At 72.2% G+C, this 25,984-nt stretch carries 18 protein-coding genes; 12 read left to right on the top strand and 6 right to left on the bottom strand.

The window, feature by feature from the left end:
- The coding region (locus G3I56_RS24305; protein WP_343240039.1) for a 2-oxoacid:acceptor oxidoreductase family protein at window positions 1–736 on the bottom strand (736 nt) is incomplete at its 3' end.
- A gap of 328 nt (window positions 737–1,064) precedes the next feature.
- Between G3I56_RS24305 and G3I56_RS24300 the strand changes: the two genes are divergently transcribed.
- From G3I56_RS24300 to G3I56_RS24275, 6 genes are all read left to right on the top strand, one after another.
- Window positions 1,065–2,096: an SMP-30/gluconolactonase/LRE family protein gene (locus tag G3I56_RS24300; protein ID WP_164412340.1), complete on the top strand. Its 1,032-nt coding sequence runs from the start codon at window positions 1,065–1,067 to the stop codon at window positions 2,094–2,096.
- A 72-nt stretch (window positions 2,097–2,168) separates the two neighbouring features.
- Window positions 2,169–4,541, top strand: a complete 2,373-nt coding sequence (locus tag G3I56_RS24295; protein WP_164412338.1) for an MMPL family transporter — start codon at window positions 2,169–2,171, stop codon at window positions 4,539–4,541.
- Between the two features lie 329 nt (window positions 4,542–4,870).
- Window positions 4,871–5,617: an HAD family phosphatase gene (locus G3I56_RS24290; protein WP_203690525.1), complete on the top strand. Its 747-nt coding sequence runs from the start codon at window positions 4,871–4,873 to the stop codon at window positions 5,615–5,617.
- On the top strand, window positions 5,614–7,263 hold the full coding sequence (locus G3I56_RS24285) for an FAD-dependent monooxygenase (RefSeq protein ID WP_164412336.1): 1,650 nt from the start codon (window positions 5,614–5,616) through the stop codon (window positions 7,261–7,263). The genes G3I56_RS24290 and G3I56_RS24285 overlap by 4 nt, the downstream gene beginning before the upstream one ends.
- A gap of 58 nt (window positions 7,264–7,321) precedes the next feature.
- A complete protein-coding gene (locus G3I56_RS24280; protein WP_239135066.1) occupies window positions 7,322–8,359 on the top strand; it encodes a ScbA/BarX family gamma-butyrolactone biosynthesis protein in 1,038 nt (345 codons plus the stop codon).
- A gap of 105 nt (window positions 8,360–8,464) precedes the next feature.
- The gene (locus G3I56_RS24275) at window positions 8,465–9,070 is read left to right on the top strand and encodes a response regulator transcription factor (protein WP_164412334.1); all 606 of its coding nucleotides are present in this window, start codon (window positions 8,465–8,467) and stop codon (window positions 9,068–9,070) included.
- A gap of 230 nt (window positions 9,071–9,300) precedes the next feature.
- Here G3I56_RS24275 and G3I56_RS24270 read toward each other — a convergent pair whose 3' ends face one another.
- From G3I56_RS24270 to G3I56_RS24255, 4 genes are all read right to left on the bottom strand, one after another.
- Window positions 9,301–10,443: a histidine kinase gene (locus G3I56_RS24270; protein ID WP_239135065.1), complete on the bottom strand. Its 1,143-nt coding sequence runs from the start codon at window positions 10,441–10,443 to the stop codon at window positions 9,301–9,303.
- Window positions 10,444–10,652: 209 nt separating this feature from the next.
- Window positions 10,653–12,284 carry a SagB family peptide dehydrogenase gene (locus tag G3I56_RS24265; RefSeq protein ID WP_164412330.1) on the bottom strand — a complete coding sequence of 544 codons (1,632 nt, stop codon included), beginning with the start codon at window positions 12,282–12,284 and terminating at the stop codon, window positions 10,653–10,655.
- A gap of 48 nt (window positions 12,285–12,332) precedes the next feature.
- Window positions 12,333–14,720 (bottom strand): TOMM precursor leader peptide-binding protein, encoded by a 2,388-nt coding sequence (locus G3I56_RS24260; RefSeq protein ID WP_164412328.1) that lies wholly within the window; start codon window positions 14,718–14,720, stop codon window positions 12,333–12,335.
- Window positions 14,717–15,016, bottom strand: a complete 300-nt coding sequence (locus G3I56_RS24255) for a TIGR04351 family putative TOMM peptide (RefSeq protein ID WP_164412326.1) — start codon at window positions 15,014–15,016, stop codon at window positions 14,717–14,719. The genes G3I56_RS24260 and G3I56_RS24255 overlap by 4 nt, the downstream gene beginning before the upstream one ends.
- Before the next feature lie 306 nt (window positions 15,017–15,322).
- Between G3I56_RS24255 and G3I56_RS24250 the strand changes: the two genes are divergently transcribed.
- Entirely contained in the window at window positions 15,323–16,159 is an 837-nt protein-coding gene (locus G3I56_RS24250) for an AfsR/SARP family transcriptional regulator (RefSeq protein WP_164412324.1), read from the top strand.
- A gap of 317 nt (window positions 16,160–16,476) precedes the next feature.
- On the top strand, window positions 16,477–17,259 hold the full coding sequence (locus G3I56_RS24245) for an alpha/beta fold hydrolase (RefSeq protein ID WP_239135064.1): 783 nt from the start codon (window positions 16,477–16,479) through the stop codon (window positions 17,257–17,259).
- A 551-nt stretch (window positions 17,260–17,810) separates the two neighbouring features.
- Here the strand turns inward: G3I56_RS24245 and G3I56_RS24240 are convergent.
- Window positions 17,811–19,505 (bottom strand): MFS transporter, encoded by a 1,695-nt coding sequence (locus tag G3I56_RS24240; RefSeq protein ID WP_239135063.1) that lies wholly within the window; start codon window positions 19,503–19,505, stop codon window positions 17,811–17,813.
- Between the two features lie 230 nt (window positions 19,506–19,735).
- Here G3I56_RS24240 and G3I56_RS24235 point away from each other — a divergent pair, with 230 nt between their 5' ends.
- The 4 genes from G3I56_RS24235 (at window position 19,736) to G3I56_RS24220 (ending at window position 25,973) form a co-directional block, all read left to right on the top strand.
- Window positions 19,736–20,971, top strand: coding sequence for an MFS transporter (locus tag G3I56_RS24235; protein WP_164412322.1), 1,236 nt, complete (start codon window positions 19,736–19,738; stop codon window positions 20,969–20,971).
- A gap of 736 nt (window positions 20,972–21,707) precedes the next feature.
- Window positions 21,708–22,769 (top strand): ketoacyl-ACP synthase III family protein, encoded by a 1,062-nt coding sequence (locus G3I56_RS24230; protein ID WP_164412321.1) that lies wholly within the window; start codon window positions 21,708–21,710, stop codon window positions 22,767–22,769.
- Window positions 22,769–24,355, top strand: a complete 1,587-nt coding sequence (locus tag G3I56_RS24225) for an AMP-binding protein (RefSeq protein WP_164412319.1) — start codon at window positions 22,769–22,771, stop codon at window positions 24,353–24,355. Before G3I56_RS24230 ends, G3I56_RS24225 begins: the two co-directional genes overlap by 1 nt.
- Window positions 24,345–25,973 (top strand): phosphopantetheine-binding protein, encoded by a 1,629-nt coding sequence (locus G3I56_RS24220; RefSeq protein ID WP_164412317.1) that lies wholly within the window; start codon window positions 24,345–24,347, stop codon window positions 25,971–25,973. Before G3I56_RS24225 ends, G3I56_RS24220 begins: the two co-directional genes overlap by 11 nt.
- Window positions 25,974–25,984 lie beyond the last annotated feature (11 nt).

Here is a 25,984-nt window from a genome sequence, read left to right as displayed (position 1 = left end):
TGGTGGCCGGCGCGACCTCGTAACTGACCGCGAAGTCCTCCGTGGTCTCCCCGAAGTTCCAACCGGCCCTGAACGCGGCGATGTTCGCCGCCGCGATCTCGGGCTTCTTGGCGAACTTGGCCTTCAGAAACTTCTCGGTGCCCTCGGTCGGTCGGTGGTACATCCAGCTCAACAGGCCCAGCGCGAACATGTTCTTGCTGCGCTCGGCCTCCTTGCGGGAGAGCGCGAACTCCTTCAGCGCCCCGACGGTCAGGGTGGTCAACGGCACCGGGTGGACGCTGTACCCGTCGAGCGAGCCGTCCTCCAGCGGACTCGCGTCGTAGCCCACCTTCTTCATGGCCCGTTCGGTGAACTCGTCCGTGTTGACGATGATCTCCGCGCCGCGCGGTACATCGGCGATGTTCGCCTTCAGCGCGGCCGGGTTCATCGCGACCAGCACGTCCGGCGCGTCGCCGGGGGTCAGGATGTCGTGGTCGGCGAAATGCAGCTGGAACGAGGAGACCCCGGGCAGCGTGCCTGCCGGCGCCCGGATCTCGGCGGGGAAGTTCGGCAGAGTCGACAGATCGTTCCCGAACGACGCGGTCTCGGAGGTGAACCGGTCGCCGGTGAGCTGCATACCGTCACCGGAGTCGCCCGCGAACCTGATGACGACCCGGTCCAGGCGGCGCACGTCCTTGGTGTGGATCCCGGCCGGCACCGGCTCGGCCTCTTCGATGTCCACGGTGTCTACCGTCACGCGACTCGTCTCCTCTGGCTTCCGCTGTCCGGCGCCGCTGGGTGCGCTGACCTACCAGGACGCTAGGCAGGCAGCCTTGAGCCGGGCCAAAGCGCCCTCCGCGCCCTTCTCGCGACGGCGTCCACCCCCCCCGGCCCGTTCACAGGGGTGGTTCAGCGGTGGTTCAGCGGTTCTCCAGAGCGGCTCGCGACGCTTCTCACCGGCCGGTGGACAGCCGGACCCGGCGGTTTCCCCTCCAGCGACGGGCATCCGACGGCCCTGAGCCCGCCTCCACCGCGCTTCGGCCCGGCCGACTTCCCGTCTTCGCCACCGTATGAAGGAGCACACCATGGACGCGTCAGCCCCGGCCTCCCGCCGAACTCTTCTGAGGCTCGCCACCGCGGCCACCATCGGCGGCGGGCTCGCCGCCGTGCCACTGCCCGCGTTCGCCGGGTCCGCCCGCTGCCCGCTGCCGCGCGCCCTCTCCGTCACCGCCCCGGGCGTGTACCCGGAGGGTGTCGCCTGGGACCCGACGAGGAAGGCGTTCCTCGTGGGGTCGAGCGCGCAGGGCACCATCTCGGTGGTCAAGGCGGACGGTTCGGTCACCCCGCTGGTGGCCCCGTTCGCCATGGTGTCGGTGCTCGGCCTCACGGTGGACGCGCCCCGCGGCCGGGTACTGGCCGCCTACACCGACTACTTCTTCCGGCTGATGGGCATCGTGGACCCGTCGCTGCCCCCGGTGTCCGGAGTCGGTGTCTTCGACCTGGCCACCGGTGCCGTACAGCACCTGGTCGACCTCTCCGACGGGCAGCCCCTGCCGCGGGCCAACGACGTCACCGTCGGCCGCGACGGCACCATCTACGTCACCGACACCGGGATCGACACCGTCACCGCGGTGAGCCGCGACGGCAAGGTGCTCAACATCCTCCGTGACGACCGTTTCCTCACCGACGACACCGGTCCGAACGGCATCGTCCACCACCCGGCCGGATTCCTCCTCATGGGCAAGTACGACGGCGGCCGGCTCTTCCGCATCGACCGCCCCGGCTCGGCGCGGCCGAAGGTCAGCGAGGTCCGCCTGGACCACGCGCCGGCCTCCCTCGACGGCATCGCACTGCGCCCGGACGGCTCGCTGGTCGTCGCGTCCAACGACCTGTCGCTGTCCGGCGGACGCCAGAGCCGGGACGCCGTCCTGGTGCTGCGGTCCACCGACGGCTGGCGTACCGCGCGCACGGTGCAGGACCAGACCTGGCCGTTCGAGGACCCCACGACGGTCGCCGTGACCCCGTACGGCGACTACGTGGTCAGCGGTGGGCTCCGGGAGATCCTCACGGGCGTCCCGTCGTCCACCCCCGGCCAGTTCCACCTGCGACGCCGCTGACGACACGGGCCGGCGTCCACGGGCGCCGGCCCGGCACGCACTCACCCACCCCGACCTCCCGGGAGCCCCACCATGCCGCCCCTCACCAAAGACACCCCGCCCCCCGAAACCACCCTGCCCCGCGGTCCGTTCACCGCCCTCGCCCGGCTGGCCGGCAGCCGGGCCCGCCTGCTGCTCCTGCTCACCGTGGTCCTGCTGGCCGGGGCCGTCGTCCTGGGCAGCGGGGTGGCCGACCGGCTGCGCAGCGGGGGCAGCGGCGGCGTCGTCGACCCCTCCTCCGAGTCCTCGTACGCCGCGGACATCCTGGAGCGGGAGTTCCCCGGGGCGCGGCCCAACCTCGTCCTGCTGGCCCGTACCGACGGCGCGGTCGACGACGCCGAGGCGGCGCGTCAGGGACGGGAACTCGCTGCCCGGCTCGCCGACGAGCGGGGCGTCACCGGCGTCACCTCCTACTGGGACACCGGCTCCGCCGCGCTGCGCTCCGAGGACCGCCGGGAGGCTCTGGTGGTGGCCCGGCTCACCGGGGACGAACTGGCGGCCGACCGCACCCTGCAGAACCGGATCGTCGGGCACTTCGACGGGCGGCAGGGCGATCTGACGGTCCGGATCGGCGGCAGTGTCGCCGTCCAGAACGAGCAGCAGACCTTCATCCGTGAGGATCTCCTGCGCGCCGAGGTCATCGCGCTGCCGATCACCCTCCTCATCCTCATCCTGGTGTTCGGCAGCGCCGTCGCCGCACTGCTCCCGATCGGCATCGGGGTGATCGCGATCCTCGGCACCAACGCGGTGCTGCGTGTCCTCACCTCCTTCACCGACGTCTCCGTCTTCGCCACCAACCTCACCACCGCCCTCGGCCTGGGCCTCGCCATCGACTACGCGCTGCTGATCGTGCGCCGCTACCGCGAGGAACTCGCCGCCGGCCGCGACACGGCCGGCGCGCTCACCGTCACCCTCAACACCGCCGGGCGGACCGTACTGTTCTCGGCCGCGACGGTCGCCGTCTCGCTCGCCGCGATGCTGGTCTTCCCGCTGTACTTCCTGCGCTCCCTCGCCTACGCCGGGATCAGCGTGGTGGTCCTCGCCGCCGCCGCGGCCCTGGTGGTCCTCCCGGCCCTGCTCGCCGTCCTGGGCCGGCGGATCGACGCCTGGGACGTGCGCAAACTCGTCCGCCGCCGCTCCCGTACGCAGCGGCAGCCCGCGGCATCCGGAGCCGGCTGGGCCCGGCTGGCCCGGTTCGTGATGAGGCGCGCACCGCTGGTGGCCACCGGCACCCTGGCCGTCCTGCTGCTGCTCGGCGCGCCCTTCCTGAACGTCGACTTCGGCACCGCCGACTACCGGCAGCTGCCCTCGTCCGCGGAGTCCCGGGTGGTGCAGGAGCACATCAGGGACCAGTTCCAGGGCAGCCCCACCGGAAGTCTCGAGGTCGTCACCCGCGAGGCGCCCACCGGTCGACTGGGCGACTACGCCGAGCAGTTGTCCAAACTGCCCGGGGTGCTGCGGGTGGACGCGTCCACGGGCAGCTACACGCAGGGCAGGGCGACCGGGCCGGGGCAGCCGGGCCGGACCGCCGGCGAGATCTCGTATCTCACCGTGGTGCCCGGCGTGGAGGCCGTCTCCGACGAGAGCAAGGAACTGGTGCGGGACGTACGCGCGGTGGACGTGGACTTCCCCGCGTACACCTCCGGGACGACCGCCGCGCTGATCGACAGCCAGGCGGCCATCGGACGTGGTCTGCCGTGGGCGATCGGCATCATCGTGCTCGCCACGCTGATCCTGGTGTTCCTGCTCACCGGCAGTGTGCTGGTGCCGATCCAGGCCGTACTGCTCAACGCGCTCAGCCTGACCGCGATGCTGGGGGCCGTGGTGTGGGTCTTCCAGGACGGGCATCTGTCCGGGGTGCTGGGCTTCACACCGACGGGGAGCATCGAGACGGCCCTTCCGGTGCTGATGTTCTGCCTCGCCTTCGGACTCTCCATGGACTACGGGGTCTTCCTGCTCTCCCGTATCAAGGAGGAGCGGGATCGTACGCCCGACGACCACAAGGCCGCGGTGGTGGAGGGGATTCGCGGTACCGGCGGTGTCATCACCGCCGCCGCGCTCGTCCTCTCGGTCGTCATGGTGGCCATCGGCACCTCCCGGATCACCAACACGAAGATGCTCGGACTGGGGGTCGCCCTGGCCATCCTCATGGACGCCATGGTGATTCGCACGCTCCTCGTCCCCGCGGTCCTGTCGCTCACCGGCCGGGCGGCCTGGTGGGCACCCGGACCGCTGCGACGGCTGCACGCGCGGTTCGGCATCAGTGAGGGCGGCCCGGGAGCCGCCGCACCGGCAGCGGATCCAGCCGATCCAGCAGACGCACCGGACGCACCGGTCGCGGCGGCGCCGAAGGAGAAGAAACGGGCCGGCGCGGTCGGCGCGGTGACCGGAAAGCCGTCCGACTGACGGCGCGTCACGGCACGCCATCCATGCGAAACCAGGGTGCGGGAGGACCTCCACAGGTCCTCCCGCACCTTCTTTGGCATGGCGCAAGCGATCGTCGTTAGCGTCCGGGCAACGCCTCGGGCGGACGCCGCGGCAACCTGGGCGGACGCCCGGCCGAGGGCCGACGGCACCGTCGAGACCGGCCGGCCGTCCGGTCGTACCGGAACCACCGACGCGACCGGATCAGCCTGATCACCCGCACCCGCACCCGCACCCGCACCTGAACGCGCGGCCCGGTCCCGGACCGCGCGGATCGACCAGATCGAACAGATCAAGGGGGGAACAGCCCGATGACATCCACACAACAGGCCGCGCCACGTGAGCGGTCCGTACGCCGCGTCGCCGACGGCGGGGCAAGCGCCGTGGCCGTCGACACGATCGTCGTCGACTACGGAGGAGTACTGACCAACCCGCTGGTGGAGACCTTCGTCGCCTTCGCCGAACTGGCCGGGATCGACGCCGGCGACCTGGCCCAGGCATTCATGGCGGCGACGGAACGCCACGGGGAGACCCCGATGGCCGCCCTGGAGACCGGCGCGATCACCGAGCGGCAGATGGTGGACCGGATCCTGGCGGAGCTCCCCGAGGGGGCGGGCCGGATCCTGGCGGACGGACGCGGATTCGGCGAGCTGTGGTTCCAGGGCCGGACCCCCAACGAGCAGTTCCTGTCGTTCCTGCGCGCCCTGCGCCGTGACGGGTACCGGATCGCCCTGCTCACCAACAACGTCCGCGAGTGGGAACCGCTGTGGCGCGCACAGCTCCCCGTCGACGAGCTCTTCGACGTGGTCGTGGACTCGCACAAGGAGGGCGTCCGCAAGCCGGACCCGGCCATCTACCGGATCCTGCTCGACCGGCTCGGCACCACACCGCAGCGGTGCCTCTTCGTCGACGACACGGAGGAGAACTGCCAGGCCGCCGCCGAACTCGGCATACGGACGGTGCGCTTCGCCGACACCGGCGGCGCCGTCAGCGAGATCTCGGCCCTGCTCCACCGCCCCGTGGCCGTGACCGTCGGTGCCGCGGGAGGTGCCCTGTGACGGCCGCGCCGGTTCTGGTCGTCGGCGCCGGGCCCACCGGGCTCACCGCCGCCTGTGTGCTGTGGGACCTCGGAGTGCCCTGCCGTGTCGTCGACCGGCGCTCCGGTCCCGGCATCGCCCCCAAGGGGCTGGTGCTGTGGAGCGGCGCCCTCGAATGCCTGGACCGCGTGGGCGTCGCCGCGCGGCTCGCGGAGACGGCTCTGCCGCTGACCGGGGCGTCGTACTGGTCGAACGGCAGGCGCATCGCCGGTGTGCGGTTCGGCGGCCTGACGGGCACCGCGTTCCCCGGTCCCCTCTGCGTACCGCAGCCGGTCACCGAACGGGCGCTGCACGCCCGGCTGGCGGAGCTCGGCGGAACGGTCGAGTGGGAGACCGAGGTCACGGCGGTGACCGTGAACCGTGGCGGCCCCGAGGAGTCGGCGACTGTCACCCTGAGCGCGGCCGGCGCCGAGGAGACGGTGACGGTGCCCTGGCTCGTCGCAGCCGACGGCGCCCGCAGCATGGTGCGCGACAGCGTCGGCATCCCCTTCGAGGGGCACACCTTCGACCGTACGTTCCTGATCGGGGACGGCCGGCTGGAGGGCGCGGGTGCCGAGGCCCAGGTCCAGCACCACATCACGCCGGACGGTGTGCTGGTGATCGTCCCCCAGCCGGACGGCCACCGGGTCTTCTTCGACACGGAACCGGACGAGTGGTCCGAGCCGCCGTCCGAGGAACAGCTGCAGCGGCTCCTCGACGAGCGGGGCCCGGGCGGACTGCGTCTGCACGGCACCTGGTGGACCAGCCGTTTCCGGGTGCACGCCAAGGTCGCCCCCCGGTTTCGCGAGGGGCCGGTCCTGCTGGCGGGTGACGCGGTGCACGCCCACACCACCGCCGGTGGCCAGGGCCTCAACACCGGTGTCCAGGACGGCTACGACGTCGGGTGGAAGCTCGCGACGGTGGTGCGCGGAGGTGATCCGGCACTGCTCGACAGCTATGAGGCCGAGCGGCGCCCCGCGTCCGTCAGGGCGGTCGCGAACAGTGACCAGCAGACCCGGATGTGGCTGCTGCGCAATCCGGCGGCACGGCTCCTGCGGAACACGGCGATGCGGGTTCTGTCCGCCACCGGCCTGCTGGAGAAGAAGGCGCTTCCGCTGCTCGCCCAGCTCGACCTGGACCACTCCGGGAGCCCGGCGGTGGTGGCCGGAACCGACGCCGCCGTGGGCGTGCCCCGTGTGCTGAGGCCCGGGCGGCGTGCCCCCGACGCGGCGCTGACCCCGGTGCACGGCACCACAGCGGCGACGCTGCACGCCCATCTGGCGGCCGGGAGGCACACCCTGCTCGTGTTCGGCGCCGAGGAAGCCGGCGAGTCGGCCGCGCGGACCGCGGAGGCGGTGCGGGACCGGGGCACGGCGGACATGACACACGTGCTGTGGATCCGGCCCCCGGAGACGGCCGGCGAACAACTCCCACAGGACGGCGCTGAGTTGGCTGTCGTCCGGGCACAGGACGACACGCTCGGCGGAGCCGACGCCCGGTGGTGCGCGTACGTGCGGCCCGACGGTGTCGTCGCGGCGCGCTCGGGCCCGGCCGGCCTCGACACGCTCCTCGCCCGGCTGCCGTCCCGTCCGGCCCGCACGGCGCCGGTCCCGGCCGTACGGCCCTGACCCGGCTCAGTACACCGATCGCGACACCGAGACCTCCTTGGAAGGACCAACCCCGACCATGAGCATTTCCATGACCGCGCCCGCGTCCACACCCACGTCCACACCCGCGCCGGAGACGGCCACGGCGCGCCCCCCGGCCGCCGAGGTGGAGCTGAGCTACGACGCGACCGTTCCCCGCACGCTGGTCCACCGGGCCTCGATAGCCGAGGTCTTCGTCACCGACTCGGCCGAGACGGGCGAGGAGACCTTCGCCGTCGCCGCCCAACTGCCGCGCGGCCACCTGATCGGGGAGGACTCCCCGTCGTACGACTTCACCCTGCTGGTGGAGGTGGTGCGGCAGGCCGGGGTCCTGGTCGCCCACCGCCATCTGGGGGTGGACGTGGGCTCGGCGTTCATCTTCCGGGACCTCAGTCTCCGGATCACCGCGTTCGAACCGTTGCGCATCGGCTCACGGCCGGCCGACCTGCGGGTCAACATGGTCGTGCGGACCCGGCGCAACAGGGCAGGCCGGATACAGGGGTTCACCTTCACCGGGGACGTCGAGGTCGACGGACGGCCCGCGATGAGGGGGGAGGGCGGACTGCTGATCCTGTCCAAAACCGCCTACCTGGCGATGCGGAGCAGGCGGCAGATGCCGGACAACCCGGGGTTCCTGCTGCCGCGCTTCACCGCGGCCGAACCGTGCGCGGTGGGGCGGCGCGACGCCAGGAACGTGTTCGTCACGCAGCCCGTCGCGGACGGGGAAGCGGGGCGGTTCTCCTCCCAGTTGGTGGTGGACACCAGTCATCCGCACGTCTTCGACCACCCGCTGGACCATGTGCCGGGCCATCTGCAGATGGAGGCCGCGCGTCAGCTGGCGGTGGCCTCCGTCGCCCGGCTGCACGGCCTCGACCCGTACAGCCTGTCGGTCGCCTCCATCGGAACCGACTTCACCGACTACGCCGAACTGGACCGGATCACGAGCCTTCGGGCGACGGTCGAGGGATTCCGTTCGGACGAGGAACTGGGCACCTTCACCGTCCCGGTCGCCGTGCAGGCGGTGCAGGAGAACACGGTCACCACCGCCATGCGCCTCGAAGTGGCACAGTGGAGTTGAAAGTTAAAGGGAATTCATTATCAGCCTTCCGTACGTCCTCTCTGTCAAGTAATGTCCTCGTCAAAAGGGCTGGTCTGAACGTCCCGGCCCAACGGGGGGACCACTTTGATACGCATCCTGCTCGCCGAGGACATGCACATGGTTCGCGGAGCGCTGGTGGCCTTACTGAGCCTGGAGGATGACCTCCAGGTGGTCGCAGAGGTCGAGCGTGGGGACCAGATCGTCCCCAAGGCGCTGGAATACGAGCCCGATGTCGCCATCATCGATGTCGACCTGCCCGGTCTCGACGGACTGTCCGCCGCGGCCCAGCTGGCTCAACAGCTGCCCTCGTGCCGCACGTTGATCCTGACCAGCCTCGGCCGGCCGGGGACGCTCCGCAAGGCGCTCGCGGCCCAGGTGGGCGGTTTCCTCCTCAAGGACGCACCGCCGGACCGACTGGCCGACGCGGTGCGGGAGGTCGCGGCGGGCAATCGGGTGATCGATCCCCAGCTGGCACTGGCGGCCATCGACAACGGCGACAACCCGCTGACCCCCCGTGAGACGGAGGTGCTGCGGATGGCCGCGGACGGAGCGGAGGCGGCGGACATCGCCAGACGGCTGTTCCTGTCGGTGGGAACGGTGCGGAACTACCTCACCACGGTCGTCACCAAGCTCAACGCGCGCAACCGGGTCGACGCGGTCCGGGTGGCGAGGGACAGCGGCTGGCTGTGAGGTGACACGGTCCGGGGGGTAAGGGACGGCGTCACCGTTCGGTGGCGCACCCGCCTCGGCCCGGCTTCGGGGACGGCCAATGCCCAATACCCAATACCCGCAAGGCTGTCCGCGTCCGCGCGGGCCCTGTGGGCCGCGGGAACGGGGTACCGGCGGCCCGGCCCGGTCCGGCCCGACGGAACCTCCGGGTGGTGTGCGTGGCTCCGTCGGACGGTCCGTCGCTCCGGCTCTCAGCCGGCGCGACGGGCGGGCTGTCGCAGCGGAGCCGTGGCCCGCAGTACGAACCACCCTTCCTCGTCCAGCCCCGACACCAGTTGACCCCCGATCGATGTCAGACGGAACTGCAGGTTGCCCAGGCCGCTGCCGTCCGAGGTGGCCGACCGGTTTCCGGAGCCCGTCACGGTCTGCACCCCGTCGTTGGCGATGGTGAGGGCCAGCTCGCCCGCATCCGTGGTCCAGCTCTCGATCCGGCAGTTCTCCGCCTTGCTGTGGCGCAGCAGGTTCGTGATGGCCTCCCGGAGCACGGTGGCCATGATGGTGTTCACCTCCCCTTCGGGGGGGTCCGCGCGGCACACCACCTCCGCCTGGATGCCGGCGGCGGCCAGGACGGCCTGCGCCGACACCGCCTCGGTGGTCAGCGACATGTCCCGGTAACCACGGGCGACCGTGCGTACGTCGGAGAGCGCCTGCCGGGAGATCTCCAGGATGCTCCTGAGCTCGTCCAGGGCGCGTTCGGGGTCCGTGGGCACGAGGCGGCACGCCAGTTCGCTCTTGAGCGTGACGGCCGACAGGCTGTAGCCGAGCAGATCGTGCAGGTCCCGGGCGAAGCGGAGCCGTTCCTGTGTGACGGCCAGCCGGGCGAGCTCCGTCTGGGCCTCCTGGACCTCGACCACCAGTTGGGCGAGCCGGTTGAGGCCGTACACGATCAGGCCGGTCAGGACGGTGGAGACAGCGATGTACACCGAGTTGAGGGGGCTCATGCCCAGCAGCGGTCCGGTCGCCCAGGCCGCCGCGGCGACCAGCCCGAAGAGCGGCCAGGCCACCACGGGCTGGAGCACGAGCAGCAGGGAGGCGCCCAGGAATCCGGCCATCCCGCCCCACCCGAACCCCAGGGCGAACAGCGGCAGATAGGTCAGCAGGGCCTGCAGGGTGAGCGTCCACCGGTACCAGCGGGCCCGGAAGCGCCCCAGGCGCTCGGTGGTGTGTACCAGTTGAAGAAGAAAGACCAGGCTGAAGCCGATGGCCGAGGAGACGAGGGCGAGTTTGCCGGGCTTCGCGTCCAGGATGTTCAGAAAGCCGATCAGGACGAAGCTGCACTCGACGATCAGGACGACACTCCGGGCGAGCCGGGGCGGCGGGGCGTTGAGCCCCATGGCGCGCACCGTCGCCGACAGAGTGGGGTTGCTTCCGAGGCCGCCGGTGGCGGATTCCCCTAAGGGTGTGCCGACGCGATTTTCCCCGCGCGGCGCGGCTACCTCCATGAACGCCCCTCACACAGACGGGATCAAGGAGCACTCAGTGTAGGGGGATTGGCTTAATTTCAAATATTGTATGTACGGCTCACAGAGAAACTGTTCCCTTCCTATGACGGTTCTGTGGAGCCTCGGAGAGGCGCGCCCAGGGCGAAGCCCCCGACACTCGGCTCGGTCAGCCAGTCGGTGCCGGTGGCGCGGGCGGCCAGTTCGACGTCGCCGCTGCCCAGGGCGCAGGAGGCCAGCCCCATCGCCGTGCCGATCAGATACAGGTTCTGCACCACCGCGCCGACGTGCTTGAGCGTCAGCGCGTAGGGCAGACCGCTGTACTTCCACGACAGACGGTGGATGCGCGAGGTGATGGTGATGACCACGGAGGGCGGATCGGGCAGCCCGGCGGTGATCTGCGCCTCCGCGAGGAGATCCGCCGTCGCCGAGTCCGTTTCGCTGTCACCGAGTTGCACCAGGCAGTGCTCCAGCGGGGCGTAGTAGTGGATGCCCGACGGGATGCCGACGCAGTCCCGGACGGTGAGGTAGAACTCGAGTTCGTAGGCGCGTCCGCCGCTGGGATAGGGCCGGTCGGTGTACCCCTCCTGGTGCCGGTTCTCGCCGAGCGGCTCGTACAGGCCGCGGACCCGCAGCGCCCGGTACAGGAACTCGCCCAGCACGGCGGCGGTGAGCCGCTCCGAGCCGTAGGACCGGATGCTGTGGCGTTCTTCCACCACGGTGGTGAGCGGCGGGTCCGCGGCCGTCACCTCGCTCAGGGAGGGCCGGGTGAGGGGGAGGCGCGGGCCGTCCGGCAGCGGCTTGATGGCCGGGGCGGGGGGCAGGCGCTCGGCGAGCGGATAGGTGGCGCCGAAGTCCGCGTCGTGCCTGCCGAGCGTGGAGCGGCTGTGGAAGAGCAGGTCGACGGCGGACCACGACAGCAGCGCCGGGTCCCGGTCCTCGGCGAAGGAAGGGGCCACATCGCGGTTTCCCGTGCCGTTGTCGCGCGTACCCGGTCCGGTGCGGTCGTCGGTGTCGGTGTCGGTGTCGGCATCGGGCGAGGGCTGCTCGGCGGAGTGCGCCATGCCGGTCCCCAGGAGATGGGCGATGATCTCCGCGATCACCGTGGCCTCCAGTGGTACAGCCGCGGCGATCTCGTCGACGGTGACGGGGCGGCCGAGCATGCCGATCACCCACGAGGCCTCCGGACTGTGCAGGACGACCCGGTACAGCGACACGGGGGACTCCAGGACGAAGCCCTCGCCCTCGCTGCGCAGAAACGCGAAGCGGGACAACCGCACCGGACGGCGCGGGTCGGCGGTGTCCGCCCGGTAACGGGCCGACTGCGCGATCGGGACCACCGACATCAGAAGCTGGTCGGAGCCCTCCAGCATCAGCGAACGCACCACCAGGTGCTGCAACCGGTGCAGCGCCACCAGGATCTCGGTGGATGCGTCCACGGCGGGCCGATCGGCCGTACGCCTCCCGGGGGAGGAGGGGCGTACGGCGCTCTCGGCCGCTATCTCGGCCACGACGTTGGCCAGCGAGATCGGGCCGAGGCTCATCCGGCGCAGTGCCTCGCGGACCACCGGACGCGCCTGGTGCAGCCGAAGCTCCCCCCACCGCCCGGAGAGCACCACGGGGCCGGCGTCGCAGCCCATGTCCACCAGGACGTCCTCGCGGAGCGACCACAAGGAGACGCAACGCCTCTCGGTCTGTGCGGTCACGGTGGTGCTCAACAGCCTCTCGGCGGACACGGGAACTCCCGGGTGGACATGAGGGACGGTGCTATGGGGGTCGTTCGATCAGACGAACAGGGGAACAGGATTGAGATCGTCGTACGCCGTCGGTGTGGACAGCCGGCCCAGCTGGACCGGTACGTCGAACAGCCGGCCCGGTGCGTACCGGGCCCAGAAGTGACGCAGCCCCGGTACGACGACCTTCATCACCGGGATCCCGATGTCCGGTCTGGTCTGGTCGAGCACCAGCAGATCCATGCCGTGCCCGCGCAGCAGCCCGACGACGGCCTCGATGTCGTCGCGCAGGTCCGGACGGTTCCGGAAGCCGAAGTCGGCTGGGCCGCGGGCCGGTTGAGAGGGGTCGGGCAGCAGATACGGCTGGGTGCGCACGGTCGCCCCCCACCACCAGCCGAGCGTTTCGGGGGCTGTCGAGCCGTAACCCGTGCCGTCGGGCCTGGCATCGGTCACCGCGGGCAGCAACTGGTTCATCTCGGTCAGGGCGCGGCGCAGCGCGACGGCCGGATCGAAGTGCGCGCCGAACCCGAACATGATGTCCTCGGCCGGTTTGTCGGTGCGCCGTGACACCGCCGCGAACACCGGGATACCGAGGTCCGAGGTGAGGTCCAGGGCCCAGACCTCACGGTTCAGCTGCCGGTACACGTCGAGCAGTTCCTCGGTCCAGCCGTCGCCGAAGCCGCCCGGTCCGTCCAGCCGGACACCGGGCTGCCGGGTGCGGTTGTACCACCAGAGAGCTACCGCGTCCCGCTCGACGAGTTCCAGGAAGCCGTGCAGGATCGCATCCTCCGGACTGCTGCCGGCCGCGTTGCCGTTGGAGTCGGCGCGTACCGAGCGGCGACCGGCCACCGGCTGGGACGACCCGTCGAGGGAGCCCGGGAAGTACAGCATGCCGGTCGGCAGCAGCCGTTGCCGTTCCTCGGTGAGTGACCACACGGGGGTCCAGTCGACCGGAGCCCGGTCGTCGAAGGGTTCGGGCACGTACTGGAACGCGTCGTGCAGGCCGTTCCACCGCTCGCGGTCGCGGAACTGCCGGGCGGCGAACAGCTGACAGGCGTCCGGGGAGACGGCCGTGTCCCCCAGACCGCGCAGGCTGTCCCTGGTCCGCGGCTCGTCCCCCTGGAGTGTCCCGCTGTACCGCTCCAGCGCCTCGCACATGGCGCTCACCTCGGCGTCCAGCGCGGTGGTGCCCTTGCCGCCGCTGAGCTGGCGCAGACCGGCCCGCAGCCGTGCCAGGTCGGTCCCGCCCAGCGCGGGATTACGGCCGGCCAGATAGCAGTGCAGACCCGCCGGTGCCCGCGGGTCCCTGCGGATCTCCTCGATCACCCCGGTCACCGGGCTGACCAGAGGCAGGTACCGGTCCCGGATCTCCTGGGGGGAGCACGCCCGCTGGCCACCCCGCGCCTTGGGCCGGGTGCTGATCGTCACAGGCTGCCGTACCTGCCGCGCGACGAGGCCGGGATCCCCGCAGTCCGGACACTGGGGGCGCCGCACGAGCTCGTGGTGACGGGTCGTCAGGGACAGGGTGTCCAGGGTCAGGACCGCGGACTGGCCCGGATGGCGGTAGCCGGCCAGCCACTTCACCGCCTCCAGCGCGGTGAGCTGCGCCGCCGCGGCGGCGGAGGGCGGCACCTGCGCGGTCGGCCGGGGAACCGGCCCGGTCAGGCCGAGCGCCCGGCGCACCGGGGCCTCGGACTGCCGGTGGCCGCGCAGCCGGTGGGCCAGGCAGGACCAGCAGGGGCCGGAGCCCGGCTGGAACACCGGGCCGACCCACGCGGTCGAACCACCGGGCCTGGCCAGCAGCCAGGACCGTCCCGTGGCCCGGTGCTCGGCGTCGATCTCGCTCAACTCGGGGTTCAGGTAGTCGTCACAGACGACGAGGGACAGCCGGACGACGTCGGTGCCCACTGCGGGATCCTCCCCAACCACGCAGTGGGCACCGTGGGCGCCGCCGTGACCGGCCACCGTCAGTCCGGCGGCCCGGCACGCCTCCAGTACCCCGTCGGCGCTCGCACCGCCCACCGTCAGGACGTCCAGCGGAGCGGCGGCCACCTGCCGCAGAGCCGCCGTGCCGTCCAGTCCGGCCAGTTCCCAGTACGCGCAGGCGCGCGCCGGGGCCGGGCCGTCGGTGATCGGGACCGGTGCCGAGTACCCCACGAGGCCGGCCCGCGCGAGCCGCCCGATCAGCCGGCCGACCTGCTCGGGCGGGATCTCGGGGGCCGCGTCCCGCAGGACGGCCGACAGGTCCCTGGTGCCGTCCAGCAGGGGTACCAGGGCTTCGATGCGATCGCCCTGCAGCGCCGTCACCCCCCGGTCGGAGAGCAGATAGGCCGCGTCGTCGGTGACGACCTCCGCTCTCAGATGGCTGCGGAATCCCACGAGCCGTCTGTCGCGCGTCCTCGGCACCTGTGCGGGACGCTCACCGAAGAGGGCGGTCACTGCGGGACCGCCCGGCTCGCGGTTCGCGCGGCCGGATGGCCGGGATGCAGGGGCAGCTCGTCGGAGAAGCAGAAGCAGAGCTGCGCATGGGCGGTCGACGGCCGCGAGAGCTCTTCGATGGTCAGCTCGCACGCCGGGTCCTCGGGCAGCGCGGGCGGCTGCTGGCCCTGGGCCAGTGTGACGCCGAACTCGCCGAGCACCGTCATGGCGTCCGCCCGGTAGCGCCGGAACAGCTCCGGCTCCAGCCACGCCTGTGCGACCAACTCCGAGAACCACAGTTCCTGACCGAGGCTCACAGCCCCGGTCGTGCCGCACGTACTGTCGAGTGTGGGAAAGACGCGTTCGTACACGATGCCCTCCGCGTTCAACCTGTGTGTGGATCGGGAACCGCCCTGATCGGACCGGCACACAGAATTCTTCGGGCACGGGGGTCGCTACCGACAGTGTTCCCTTCATGCCTCCCCTGTGAATTGGTCATGGGTCACCGCCTTCGCAATTCACACACGGGTGATGAAGCGCTCACTGGGAGCAGCGCCGACCGCCGTGCCACTGTGGAGCCCCCCGAACGACAGCCGAACGGTTTTGGCCGGAGGGAGAACCACATGGAGGTCCGGGTCCTGGGGCCGTTCGTCGCCCAGCTCGACCACACGTCCGTAGTGCCCAGCGCGGCCAAGCCCCGCCAGGTGCTCGCCCTGCTGGCGCTGCACGCCGGCCAGGTCGTGACCGTGTCCACCCTGCTCGACGAACTGTGGGGGGACGCACCGCCGCGCACCGCGCCGGCGACCCTCCAGACGTACATCACGCAGCTGCGCCGCCGGCTGGGCACCGCCCTGGGCCCGACCGCCGTGCGCGGACCCAAGGACGTACTGTGCACGCGCTACGGCGGCTATGCGCTGGACGTGACGGAGGCCGACGACGCGACGGAGTTCCACCGGCTGTCCACGGCAGGGCAGGCGGCGCTCCGTCGGGGAGCCGCCCGCGAGGCATCCGCGCTGCTGCACCAGGCGCTGGCGCTGTGGCGCGGACCCGCCCTGGCGGACGTGCAGATCGGCCGGGCGCTGCAGGTCGAGACGGTGCGGCTGGAGGAGACCAGGCTCGGTGCCCTCGACGCCAGGATCGAGGCCGACATACTGCTCGGCCGGCACGCCGCGCTGCTCGGGGAGCTGACCGCCCTGGCCGCCCAGCACCCGCTGCACGAGACCGTGCACGCGCAGTTGATGCTGTCGTTGTACCGCTGCGGCCGGCCCTCCCACGCCCTGGGCGTCTACCAGCGGTTGCGCCAGTGCCTGGTCCGGGAGCTCGGTCTGGAGCCGTCGACCCGGCTGCGCCGGCTGCATCAGGCGATTCTGCGGGCCGACCCCCTTCTCGAGTCGCCGGACCCGGCCACGGTCGACGGCGCCGAGCTGCGCTTCGCGCCGCTGACGCCGGCCGCGGTCTGAACCGGCCTCTCCGCCGCCCTGCTTCGGTCAGGAGGCCGTCGTTTTCTGCCAGGAGTCTGTCGTCCGGACCGGTCCTCCCACCGGTTCCCAGGCCGCCTGTGCCGATGGCGTTCGGCCAGGCGGCGCGCCCTACGAGTTCTGACAAACCGCGAGGCCCGCACCACTCCGCGCTCCTCGGGTGCTCCTCTCTCGGTCGACGTCGTTCAGGGTGGTTTGGCCGTCCTTAAGCGCCGCTCCCGACTCTGTGGACAACGCGGGTTCTGGCCACCCGGTGGCCATCGCGTACCGAGAGGAGTCCGGGCACAATGACGCGATATTTGAGACGCGCTGACACGCGCCACGACGGTCGCCTGCGCATGTTCTGCTTCCCCTACGCGGGCGGTGGCGCCTCCGCCTACGCGGGGTGGCAGCGCTGGCTGGGAGACGGAGTCGAGGTGCTGCCCGTACAGCTGCCCGGTCGCGAGGGCCGGATGTCGGAGCCGCGTTTCACCGATCTCCCCGCGCTCGTGGCGGACCTGGACCGGGAACTCGGCGAGCAACTCGAGGGCCCGTACGTGCTGTACGGGCACAGCATGGGCGCCCTCGTCGCCTTCGCCCTGGCCCAGCACCGCCGGGCCCGAGGCGAACGGCTGCCTCTCGCGCTTCTCCTCGGCGCCCACCGTGCCCCGCACCTGCCCGCCCCGCCGATCACCCACGGCTATGTGGCCGACGACATGGAACTGGTGCGCGGGCTGGCCGCGTTGGGAGGCCTGCCCCGGGTGCTGCTGGACCGCCCGGAGTGGCTTGCGGCGCTGCTGCCCGTCGTCAGGGGCGACCTGATGCTCTGCGACGGTGCGGGGAGCGTGGACCGTACCCCGCTGCCCGTTCCGCTGCACACCTTCGCCGGGGCCGATGACCGGCTGGTGACCGTCCCGGAGATACAGGAGTGGTCCCTGTACTCCACCAACGGTGACTGCGAGACCGTGGTGGTGCCGGGCGGTCACTTCTTCATCCGGGACAAGGAGAGCGTCTTCCTCGACCGGCTCTCGGAGGTGCTGAGCCGGTACACCGACATCGCCGACCTGCTCGGCATGGACCTGGTGGGAGCGCCGAGCGACTGACCGCCGGCCTCCGGTGCGGGCGCCTGCCCGGGAGCCCGGGCGAGCACCCCGAACGGCCGCCTCTCCGCGAACTCGCAGCGGAGAGGCGGCCGTTCGACTGCCGGGATCCGTGCCGACCGGTGCCACCGGCCTCACGCGTGAGGCCCACCGGGCTTACGGGCGACGGGAGTTCGACGCGAACGCGTGCGGGGCCCTGCTCCACCAGAGAGATGGTTCAGGGCCTCCCCGTCGCTTCTGGCCGTACCCGACTGGCCGGGTCGCACAGGGCTGTTTCCATCAGCGGTCTCCGGCCGCGGGGGGCTCCCCGGCCCGGACCACGCAGACGATGCGTGTCGCCACCCGGGGTCGAGTACGCCGGGGACCGGGGGAGCACCCCCTCTGCGGGATCGCCCAAGACCGTTCGGGGCGCGCGGCCGAACGGGACTCACTCCCGCTCAGCCCACAGGAACGGTGCGGTCGCAGGCTCCGAGCGCTCCGCCGGGAAGCACGGTGACGCACTCGACTCGCGAGCCGTACGGGCGCCTTCACCCGAGCCACCGCACCAGGGCCGCTCAGCGGACGGGCGTGTGCCGGGAAGGGACCTCCGGCATCGGGGTCCCGGGCCCCACGGTGTCCAGGGCGGGTCCGGCCTCCGTAGCGCCGGGCCCGCCACCGGGCACACCGTTCTCGCTTCGGGTACGGGTTCCGCCCGGGCCGTCGGTCGTGCCGGGTCCTCCGGTTCCATCGGACTCGGTGGACACCTCCGCTTCGCCCGATGCGCCGAGCGTGTTCGCGCGGCCCGGCATCAGCAGCGCGGCGACCACCGCGCCGCCCGCCACGACGGCCGCCGCCGTGGTCAGTCCGACCCCGGCGGCGTGGTCGAAGGCCGCTCGCGCGGTCGCGGCGAGGGCCTGGCCCGCGTCGCCTCCGGTGCGTTCGGCGAGGGTCAGGGCGTTGTCCAGCGTGTGCCTCGCCGCCTGCGGCTGACCGGACCGGGACATCTCACTCGTGTAGCTGTGGGCGAGCACGCTGCCGACCACGGCGACGCCCAGCGCGTTGCCGAACTCCTGCATGGTCATGTCCAGCGAACCGGTCGCACCGGACCTCTCCGGCGGGACCAGGGACATCACCACGTCCGTGGTGGGCCCCATGGCCAGCCCGAAGCCGGTCCCGGCCAGGAGCAGCCCGACGAGCACCGGCGGATAGCCCTCGCCCACCCGGCCGAGGACCAGCACACCCGTCGCGCCGAGTGCCAGGCCGACGGCCACGCTTCCGCCGGGTCCGATCCGGCGGACCAGCGCGGAACACAGCAGCGTGCCGAGCAGGACGGCGAACGCCACGGGCATCACCGCGAGCCCGGCTCGCAGCGCCCCGTAGCCGAAGGCGAACTGCAGCCGCTGGGTGAGTACGAAGAGCGTGCCCGCCAGGCCGAACATCAGCAGCATGATGCTCACGCTCGCCCCGATGAACGGTGCCCGGCGAAGGAGGGCGAAGTCCACCATGGGGTGCGGGTGCCGGCGCTCCCACAGCACGAAGCAGACGCCCGCGACGGCGGCCACCGTGAAGCCGACGACCGGCCCCGCGCCGGCCCAGCCGTGTTTCGACGCCTGGATCGTCCCGAAGACCAGCCCCACCATGACACCCGTGCCGAGCAGTGCGCCGAGCGGGTCGGGGCGGCGTGGCGAGGGATCGGCGGACTCGGGCAGCAGCAGAACTCCGGCGACGACCACCACGGCCACCGGCAGCAGGTTCACCAGGAAGATCGACCCCCACCAGAAGTGGCTGACCAGGGCGCCGCCGACAACCGGACCGGCCGCGACCCCCAGCGCGGAGGAGCCGCTCCACACACCGATCGCCCGGGCCCGCTCGGCCGGGGGAAAGACATCGACCAGGACGGCGAGCGTGCCCGGCATGATGCACGCCGCGCCCAGCCCCATCAGGACTCGCGCCCCGATCAGCTGGCCGGCCCCGTCCGCGGTCATGCCGACCAGCGAACCCAGGCCGAAGACGCTGGTCCCGAGCAGGACCGCGCGCTTGTGGCCGTAGCGGTCGGAGAGCGTTCCGGCGGTGAGCAGCGCCCCGGCGAGGGCCAGGGCGTAGCCGTCCACGATGAACTGGATCTGGCCGACGTCGGCGTCCAGGCTCCGCATCATCTGGGGGATGGCCACGTTGAGCAGGCCGTTGTTGAGCACGATCGCGAACAGGGCGAGCGAGAGCACACCGAGGATCCACCAGCGGCGGGGATCCGCAGTCTCAGTGCTGGTCATCTGTCGGTCCTCCGTCAGGGGGTGGGCACAGTGGTCGGCGTCACCCTCACCGGGCCCGCTGAAGGACGACTTGTGGCGGAGCCGCGGCGCGCCACCGGCCCCCACCGGCCCGTGTCGTTCTGCCGTCCTGTCCTCCTGCAGTCCGCTCAAGCGGCACTACAGCGCCGCTCCATACGGTCGCGGCCGGTGCTGCCCTCGGCCGAGTGGCGGCGATCACTGAAGGAGGTGCCATGGAGATCCCGGTACGGCTACGGCAGACCCGTTCCGCACTACTGCTGACCTTTCTCGTCCACGGCGCGGTCTTCGCCCTGCTGGTCACCCGTATCCCGGCGATCCAGGACCGGTACGGGCTCAGCGACGCCGCGCTCCCGCTCTTCCTCGCGGCCGTGCCGATCCTGGCCGGCGTCGGCAGTGTCACCGTCTCGCGGGTGGTGCGCCGGGTCCCCGCGCCCGCCGTGGTGCGTGTCGTCCAGCCGGTGATCTGTCTGGCGCTGGTCGGAGTGGGGGCGGGCGAGGCCCTCTGGCAGCTCACGGTCTGTCTCGCGGTCTTCGGGCTGCTGGTGGGCGCCATGGAGGCGAGCCTGAACATGACGGCCCTCGGGATCCAGCGCGGTTACGGGCGCAGCATCATGATGGGCTTCCACGGCGCCGCGAGCCTCGGTGGCATCCTCGGCGCCCTCCTCGCCTGGGCCGGGGCGCACTGGCAGTTCTCCCTGTTCACCCTCTTCGCCGGTTCGGTCGCCCTGCTGCTGCCGGTCGCGATGGCGGCCGGCCCCCGCCTCACCCGGCGGCCCGGCGGCCAGGTCGCCGCCGCACCGCCCGCGGAAGCCTCCTCCCCGCGGTTGGGCGGACGGCGTGGCATCCCCTGGAAACCACTGCTGCCGCTCTGCATGATCATGACCGTGGCCGTCGTCGCCGACTCCACCGTCACCAACTGGAGCGCCAAGTTCCTTGAGGACACCCTGCGCAGTTCGGAGGCGATGGCGACGGTCCCGTACGCCCTCTACATGGCGGCCACCCTGCTGGGCCGTGTTCTCGGCGACGGCTGGGTGCAGCGGTGGGGAGCGGTGGCCGTGGTGCGGGTGGGCGCCCTGCTCGCGGCCGTCGGATTCGCCGTGGTCGCCGTCGCGCCGGAACCCATGACCGCCGTGTTCGGCTTCGCCGTTCTCGGCGTGGGGCTGTCCGTGATCACGCCGCAGGTCTTCGTGGTCGGCGCGCAGCGGCTGCCGGGCGCGGCGGACACCGCTGTGGCGCGCGTCAACCTCTTCAACTACGTGGGCTTCCTGATCGGCCCGCCGCTGGTCGGGGCCGTCGGAGCGGCTGCCTCCTACCGCGCGGCGATGGGCGTGCCGCTCGTCCTCGTGCTGGGCGTCCTCCTGGTCGCCCGTTCCCTGGCCGCACCGGACCAGGCCGACTCCGCCACGCGCGCCCCGCGGCCGGAGAGGACAACGACCACCGCCGGCTGACGGCCCCGCACATTCCCCCGCGTGCCGTCCGCGCGGTAGCGCCCCGACTGCCCGAGCGGCAGCCGGGGCACGACCGCGCCGGGTACCTCGCGCCTGCTGCGGGTGTCCGGTGCCCGGTCCCCGCGGGCCGACGCACGCGCGGGGTGCCTCGCGTCTGCCGCAGGTGCCCGGCGCCCACGCCGACGCCGCTCTCCCGTGACTGTGCGGTGCGAGGGTCCCGGCGTACCTCGTGTGCGGGCACCCGTGCCCGCCCCGCGATGTGGTGCCTGGCGCGGGACACCCGCCGGGACGCCGTGGCAGCCGCGATCCGTCCGTCCCCCTGCCGCAAAGGGGCAACCCCCTCCAGGCCCGGCCTGCCTTCCGCGCCCGCCGGTGCCCCCCTCCGTGTACGGGCCGCTTCCCCGTACGGTCTGCCGACCCGACCCGACCCGACCCGACCGGTCCGTCTTCCGGGCCGGCCTGTCTCCTGGGCCCGCACCCGCTTCCACGCCCCGGCGGCTCGCCGTCCCGTCCGTCGGCTCGGCAGGCCGGCGCACGCCCTCGCCGGCGCACGCCCCCGCCGACGCGCCCCCGGCCGCGGTCCAGGCCCGCCCGGGCCGACTCGTCGCCCGTACCGGTCTTTAGCCGGGCCAAAGCGCCAGGGCCGACGATCGCCGCAGGGCGGATCCCAGGACCCGGGCCGTGCGGCTCGGCTGCCCGACCGTCCCTGGGTGAGCCAACAGACGATGGGAGAACCATGCGCTGGGAAAGCGTTTACGTGGCGGGGACGGGGGCCTGGCTCCCCGAACCGTTCTCCGCCCGCGCCGCCGTGGAGGCGGGTGACTACGATCCCGAGCAGTTCGAGGCGGACGGCCTGCTGTCCGTCCGGGTGGCCGGCGAGGACGTCGCGCCACCCGACATGGCGGTGCAGGCCGCCACGACCGCGCTCAAGCGGTCCGGTCTCGCCCCGGAGACCGTGCGCCTGCTGCTGCACAACTACGTCTGGTTCCAGGGCCAGAACATGTGGCCGGTGGCGTCGTACGTCGCCGACCACGCCGTCCACTGGAGCGTGCCGGCGTTCGAGGTGAAGCAGGAGTGCAACGCGGCTATCAGCTCGCTGGAGCTGGCCGCCCGCCAGCTGACCACCGAGGCGGGCGAGTCCGCGGTGGTGCTCACCACCGCCGACCGCTTCGCCGAGCCGCTGATCAAGCGCTGGAGTGCGGAGGCGGGCCTCGTGTACGCCGACGGCGGCACCGCCCTGGTGCTCTCCAACCGTGGCGGCTTCGCCCGGGTGCTGTCGACGGTGACCCGCGCCGACAACCGGATGGAGGCGCTGGCCAGGGGAGCGGGTCTCACCCCGCTGCCCTCCCAGGAGCCGTACGACCACGCCGAACGCTTCGCCCACTACCTGCGCGCCGGCGGCGGGAACATCCGGGAGGCCACCGACCGGCTGATCACCATGGTCAAGGGTGTCGTCGACGACGCCCTGACGGAGGCCGGGACCAAGCGCGAGGAAATCGCTCACGCCGTCATCCCGACCGGTGGCCGCAGCAAGATGCAGTGGCAGGCCGAGCAGTTGCTCGGAGTGCCGGAGGAGCGCACCACCTGGGAGTTCGGCCGCCGCACCGGTCACCTCGGCGCCGGTGACCAGTTCGCCGCGCTGAACGACCTCGCCGAGACCGGGGCCCTGCGTCCGGGCGACCGCGTGCTGATGCTCTCCGCGGGCCCGGGCACCGCCAGCTGCGCCGTACTGGAGATCCTCCGCACGCCGGGCTGGGCGACCCCCGCCGCCGATCCGCAGACACACGAGGAGCAGTGATGACCGCGACCGTGACCGAATCCTTCCCCGGCACGGCACTGATCGACAACGCCGTGGGCACCGACACCGCCCCCCGGGTCGACAACGCCGCCGAGGTGTTCCTGACGGCCGCCGTCACCCGGCGCCCCGACGCCCCGGCCGTGCGTGACCGCTACGGCATGTGGACGTACGCCGAACTCGACGCCGCCGCCGACTCCGTCGCCCGGGAACTGCACCGCCGCGGTGTCCGGCCCGGCGACCGGGTGCTGGCCAGGGTCGACAGCGTCAGGGAGTTCACCGCCCTGCTGTACGGGACCTGGCGTCGCGGTGCCGTCCTGGTGCCCGTCAACCCGGGCATGAAGGCGTTCCACCTCACGGCGGTGCTCGCCGACTGCACGCCCTCGCTGATCGTCGTCGAGAGCGCGGAGCGCGACGGCGTCGAAGGCCTCAGCTGGCCGTCCGAGGTGCCGGTCGCCGTCGTCTCCGAGCTGGACCTGTCCGGACCGGCCGACCCGGCCGCCCGTACCCAGACCGAGGTGCCCGCCGACCGGCTCGCCCTGCTCATCTACACCTCGGGCAGCACCGGGGCGCCCAAGGGGGTGGCCTGTCCGCACGGGCCTGTGGCGTTCGCCGCCCGCGCCATCCAGGCTCGCCTGAACTACCGCCCCGACGACATCGTGCTCACCGCCGTCCCGCTCTCCTTCGACTACGGCCTCTACCAGGTCTTCCTCAGCGCGCTGGCCGGCGCCGAACTGCTGCTGTCGGGCCCCGCCGACCACGCCCGGCTGCTCGGCTTCGCCCGGGACCACGGGGCGACCGTGGTGCCCCTCGTGCCGTCCCTGGGCGAACTGCTCGTCAAACTCGCCTCCCGCGACCAGCGGCCCACCCGGATCCGCCTGTTCACCAACACCGGGGCCGCCCTCAACGCCCCGCTCATCGCCACGCTTCGGGAGACGTTCCCCGGCGCCTCGGTGGCGCCCATGTACGGCACCACCGAGTGCAAGCGGATCACCATCCTGGAACCCGACGGCGATCTGGCCCGCCCCGGCTCGGTGGGGCCCGCGCTGCCCGGCACCGAGGTGCTCGTCGTCGACGACGACGGACGGCCGCTCCCGACGGGGGAGACCGGCGAGATCGTGGTGCGCGGCCCGCACCTGATGGCCGGCTACTGGCGTTCCCCCGAACAGACCGCCCTGCGATACAGGCCGGGCGCGGACGGTGGTCCGGTCACCCTGCACACCGGTGACTACGGCCGCCTCGACGCGGACGGACACGTCTACTTCCAGGGCCGCAGGGACGACCTGTTCAAACGGCGCGGCTCGCGGATGACCTCCGTCGAGATCGAGGCGGCGGTGCTCGACATCGACGGTGTACGGGAAGCGGCTCTGCTCGTACCGGAGGACGACCGCGACATGGTCCTCTTCGTCGTCGGCGAGACCCCCGACGTGGACGGGGAGCAGGTGCTGGCCCGGCTCGGGGACCGCCTCGAAGCCGCCAAGGTGCCCGACGTCTGCCATGTGCTGACCGCGCTCCCGCTCACCCCCAACGGCAAGACCGACCGCAAGGAGCTGCGCCGACGGCTCTTGGAGGGCACCCATGTCCACTGACCGCGACCACACCGGCTCCCCCGGCGACGACCTGACGGTCCGCCGGCTCGTCGAGCAGTACGGCAGCCCCCTGTACGTCTACGACCTGGCCCGGGTGCGCACCTCGCTGGAGGACCTGCGGGCGGCCCTGCCCCAGCCGTCCCGCGTCTACTACTCGCTGAAGGCCAACTCGCACCCCGATCTCGTCGCCGAACTGCGCCGGGGCGGAGCCCGCGCCGAGGTGACCTCGCGCGGCGAGCTGGCCGCGGCCCTCGAAGCGGGGCATCCGGCGTCGGAACTGATGTACTCCGGCCCCGGGAAGGTCCCCGTCGAGCTCGACGAGGCGATCGCGGCGGGGATGCGCACCTTCTCCGCCGAGTCCTTCGGCGATCTGGAGCGGATCGGCGCCGCCGCCGACGCCCACGGCGTCACCGCGGACTGTGTCCTGCGGATCAACGCGGAGGGGGCGCCGGGCCAGGGCGGGCTGCGGATGACCGGCGGCCCGTCCCAGTTCGGCTTCGACCTCGACGACCTGGCGGAGCACGGGGCCCGGCTCCTGGTGAAGGGCGTCCGGATCATCGGGATGCACTTCTTCCCGCTCACCAACGCCCGGGACGAGGACGGTCTCCTCGCCGAACTGGCCCAGAGCGTGCGCACCGCCGCCCGGCTCCGGGACGAACTCGGCATCCCCCTGCATCTGCTGGACCTCGGCGGAGGCTTCGCGGCCCCGTACGCGACCCCCGGCGAGCGGCCCGCCTACTCCGGTCTGCGGACGGCACTGTCCGCCGTGCTCGACGAACACCTGCCGGGCTGGCGGGACGGCGAACCGGTGGTCGCCTTCGAGTCCGGGCGCTATCTGGTCGGCGACAGCGGCCGACTGGTGGTCACCGTCACCGACGTGAAGAACAGCCGCGGCAACACCTACGCGGTGCTCGACTCCGGCATCAACCACCTGGGCGGACTGGCGGGCCTGGGCCGACTGCTGCCCCTCAAGGCCCAGCCGCTGTCGGCCTCCGGCCGGGCGGCCGACGAGGACGGTGACCGGGAACCCGCCACGGTGACCCTCGCCGGTCCGCTGTGCACCCCCGCCGACATCCTGGCCCGCGCGGCCGAACTGCCGGGGCTGCGCCAGGGCGACCTGCTGGCCTTCCCCAACGTCGGCGCCTACGGACTCTCCGCGAGCCTGCTCGGCTTCCTCGGCCACCCGGCACCCGCCGAGCTGGTCGTGGACGGCGGCGAGACCGTCTCCGCCACCCGCCTGGCCCTGCGGCGCCACACCCTCTCGACCCTCACCGAATCCCGTACGGAGGACATCACTGCCATGACAGAGACGACCACGGGGACGGCGCCCGCCGCCGCTACGGCGGACGAACCGGCCGCGTCCTGGGACCCGACGTACGAGGCGCTGCTGCAGGAGGCCCTGCCCCGGCTCGCCGCCAAGGGAGAGCTGCTGCCCGACACCAGCCTCAAGGCGGCCGGGCTGGACTCGCTCGCGATGGTGGAGGTCCTGGTCCGGGTGGAGGAGACGTACGGCATCGCCGTTCCGGACTCCGAGCTGATGGCCGACACCTTCGCCACCCCCGCCTCGCTGTGGCGTGTGGTGTCCGCCCTGCGGGAACAGTCCGTCGGCTCGGCCTGACCCCCGAGCGA

The organism is Streptomyces sp. SID12488, assembly GCF_010548275.1.
GTDB lineage: Bacteria > Actinomycetota > Actinomycetes > Streptomycetales > Streptomycetaceae > Streptomyces.
Note: the sequence above shows the minus strand (reverse complement) of the source record. Positions and strands in the feature narration are given on the sequence as shown.

Coding starts and splice junctions, on each gene's coding strand:
- G3I56_RS24300 (WP_164412340.1), top strand. CDS start 1,065: ATGGACGCGTCAGCCCCGGCCTCCCGCCGAACTCTTCTGAGGCTCGCC.
- G3I56_RS24295 (WP_164412338.1), top strand. CDS start 2,169: ATGCCGCCCCTCACCAAAGACACCCCGCCCCCCGAAACCACCCTGCCC.
- G3I56_RS24290 (WP_203690525.1), top strand. CDS start 4,871: ATGACATCCACACAACAGGCCGCGCCACGTGAGCGGTCCGTACGCCGC.
- G3I56_RS24280 (WP_239135066.1), top strand. CDS start 7,322: ATGAGCATTTCCATGACCGCGCCCGCGTCCACACCCACGTCCACACCC.
- G3I56_RS24270 (WP_239135065.1), bottom strand. CDS start 10,443: ATGGGGCTCAACGCCCCGCCGCCCCGGCTCGCCCGGAGTGTCGTCCTG.
- G3I56_RS24250 (WP_164412324.1), top strand. CDS start 15,323: ATGGAGGTCCGGGTCCTGGGGCCGTTCGTCGCCCAGCTCGACCACACG.
- G3I56_RS24240 (WP_239135063.1), bottom strand. CDS start 19,505: ATGACCAGCACTGAGACTGCGGATCCCCGCCGCTGGTGGATCCTCGGT.
- G3I56_RS24235 (WP_164412322.1), top strand. CDS start 19,736: ATGGAGATCCCGGTACGGCTACGGCAGACCCGTTCCGCACTACTGCTG.
- G3I56_RS24230 (WP_164412321.1), top strand. CDS start 21,708: ATGCGCTGGGAAAGCGTTTACGTGGCGGGGACGGGGGCCTGGCTCCCC.
- G3I56_RS24225 (WP_164412319.1), top strand. CDS start 22,769: ATGACCGCGACCGTGACCGAATCCTTCCCCGGCACGGCACTGATCGAC.
- G3I56_RS24220 (WP_164412317.1), top strand. CDS start 24,345: ATGTCCACTGACCGCGACCACACCGGCTCCCCCGGCGACGACCTGACG.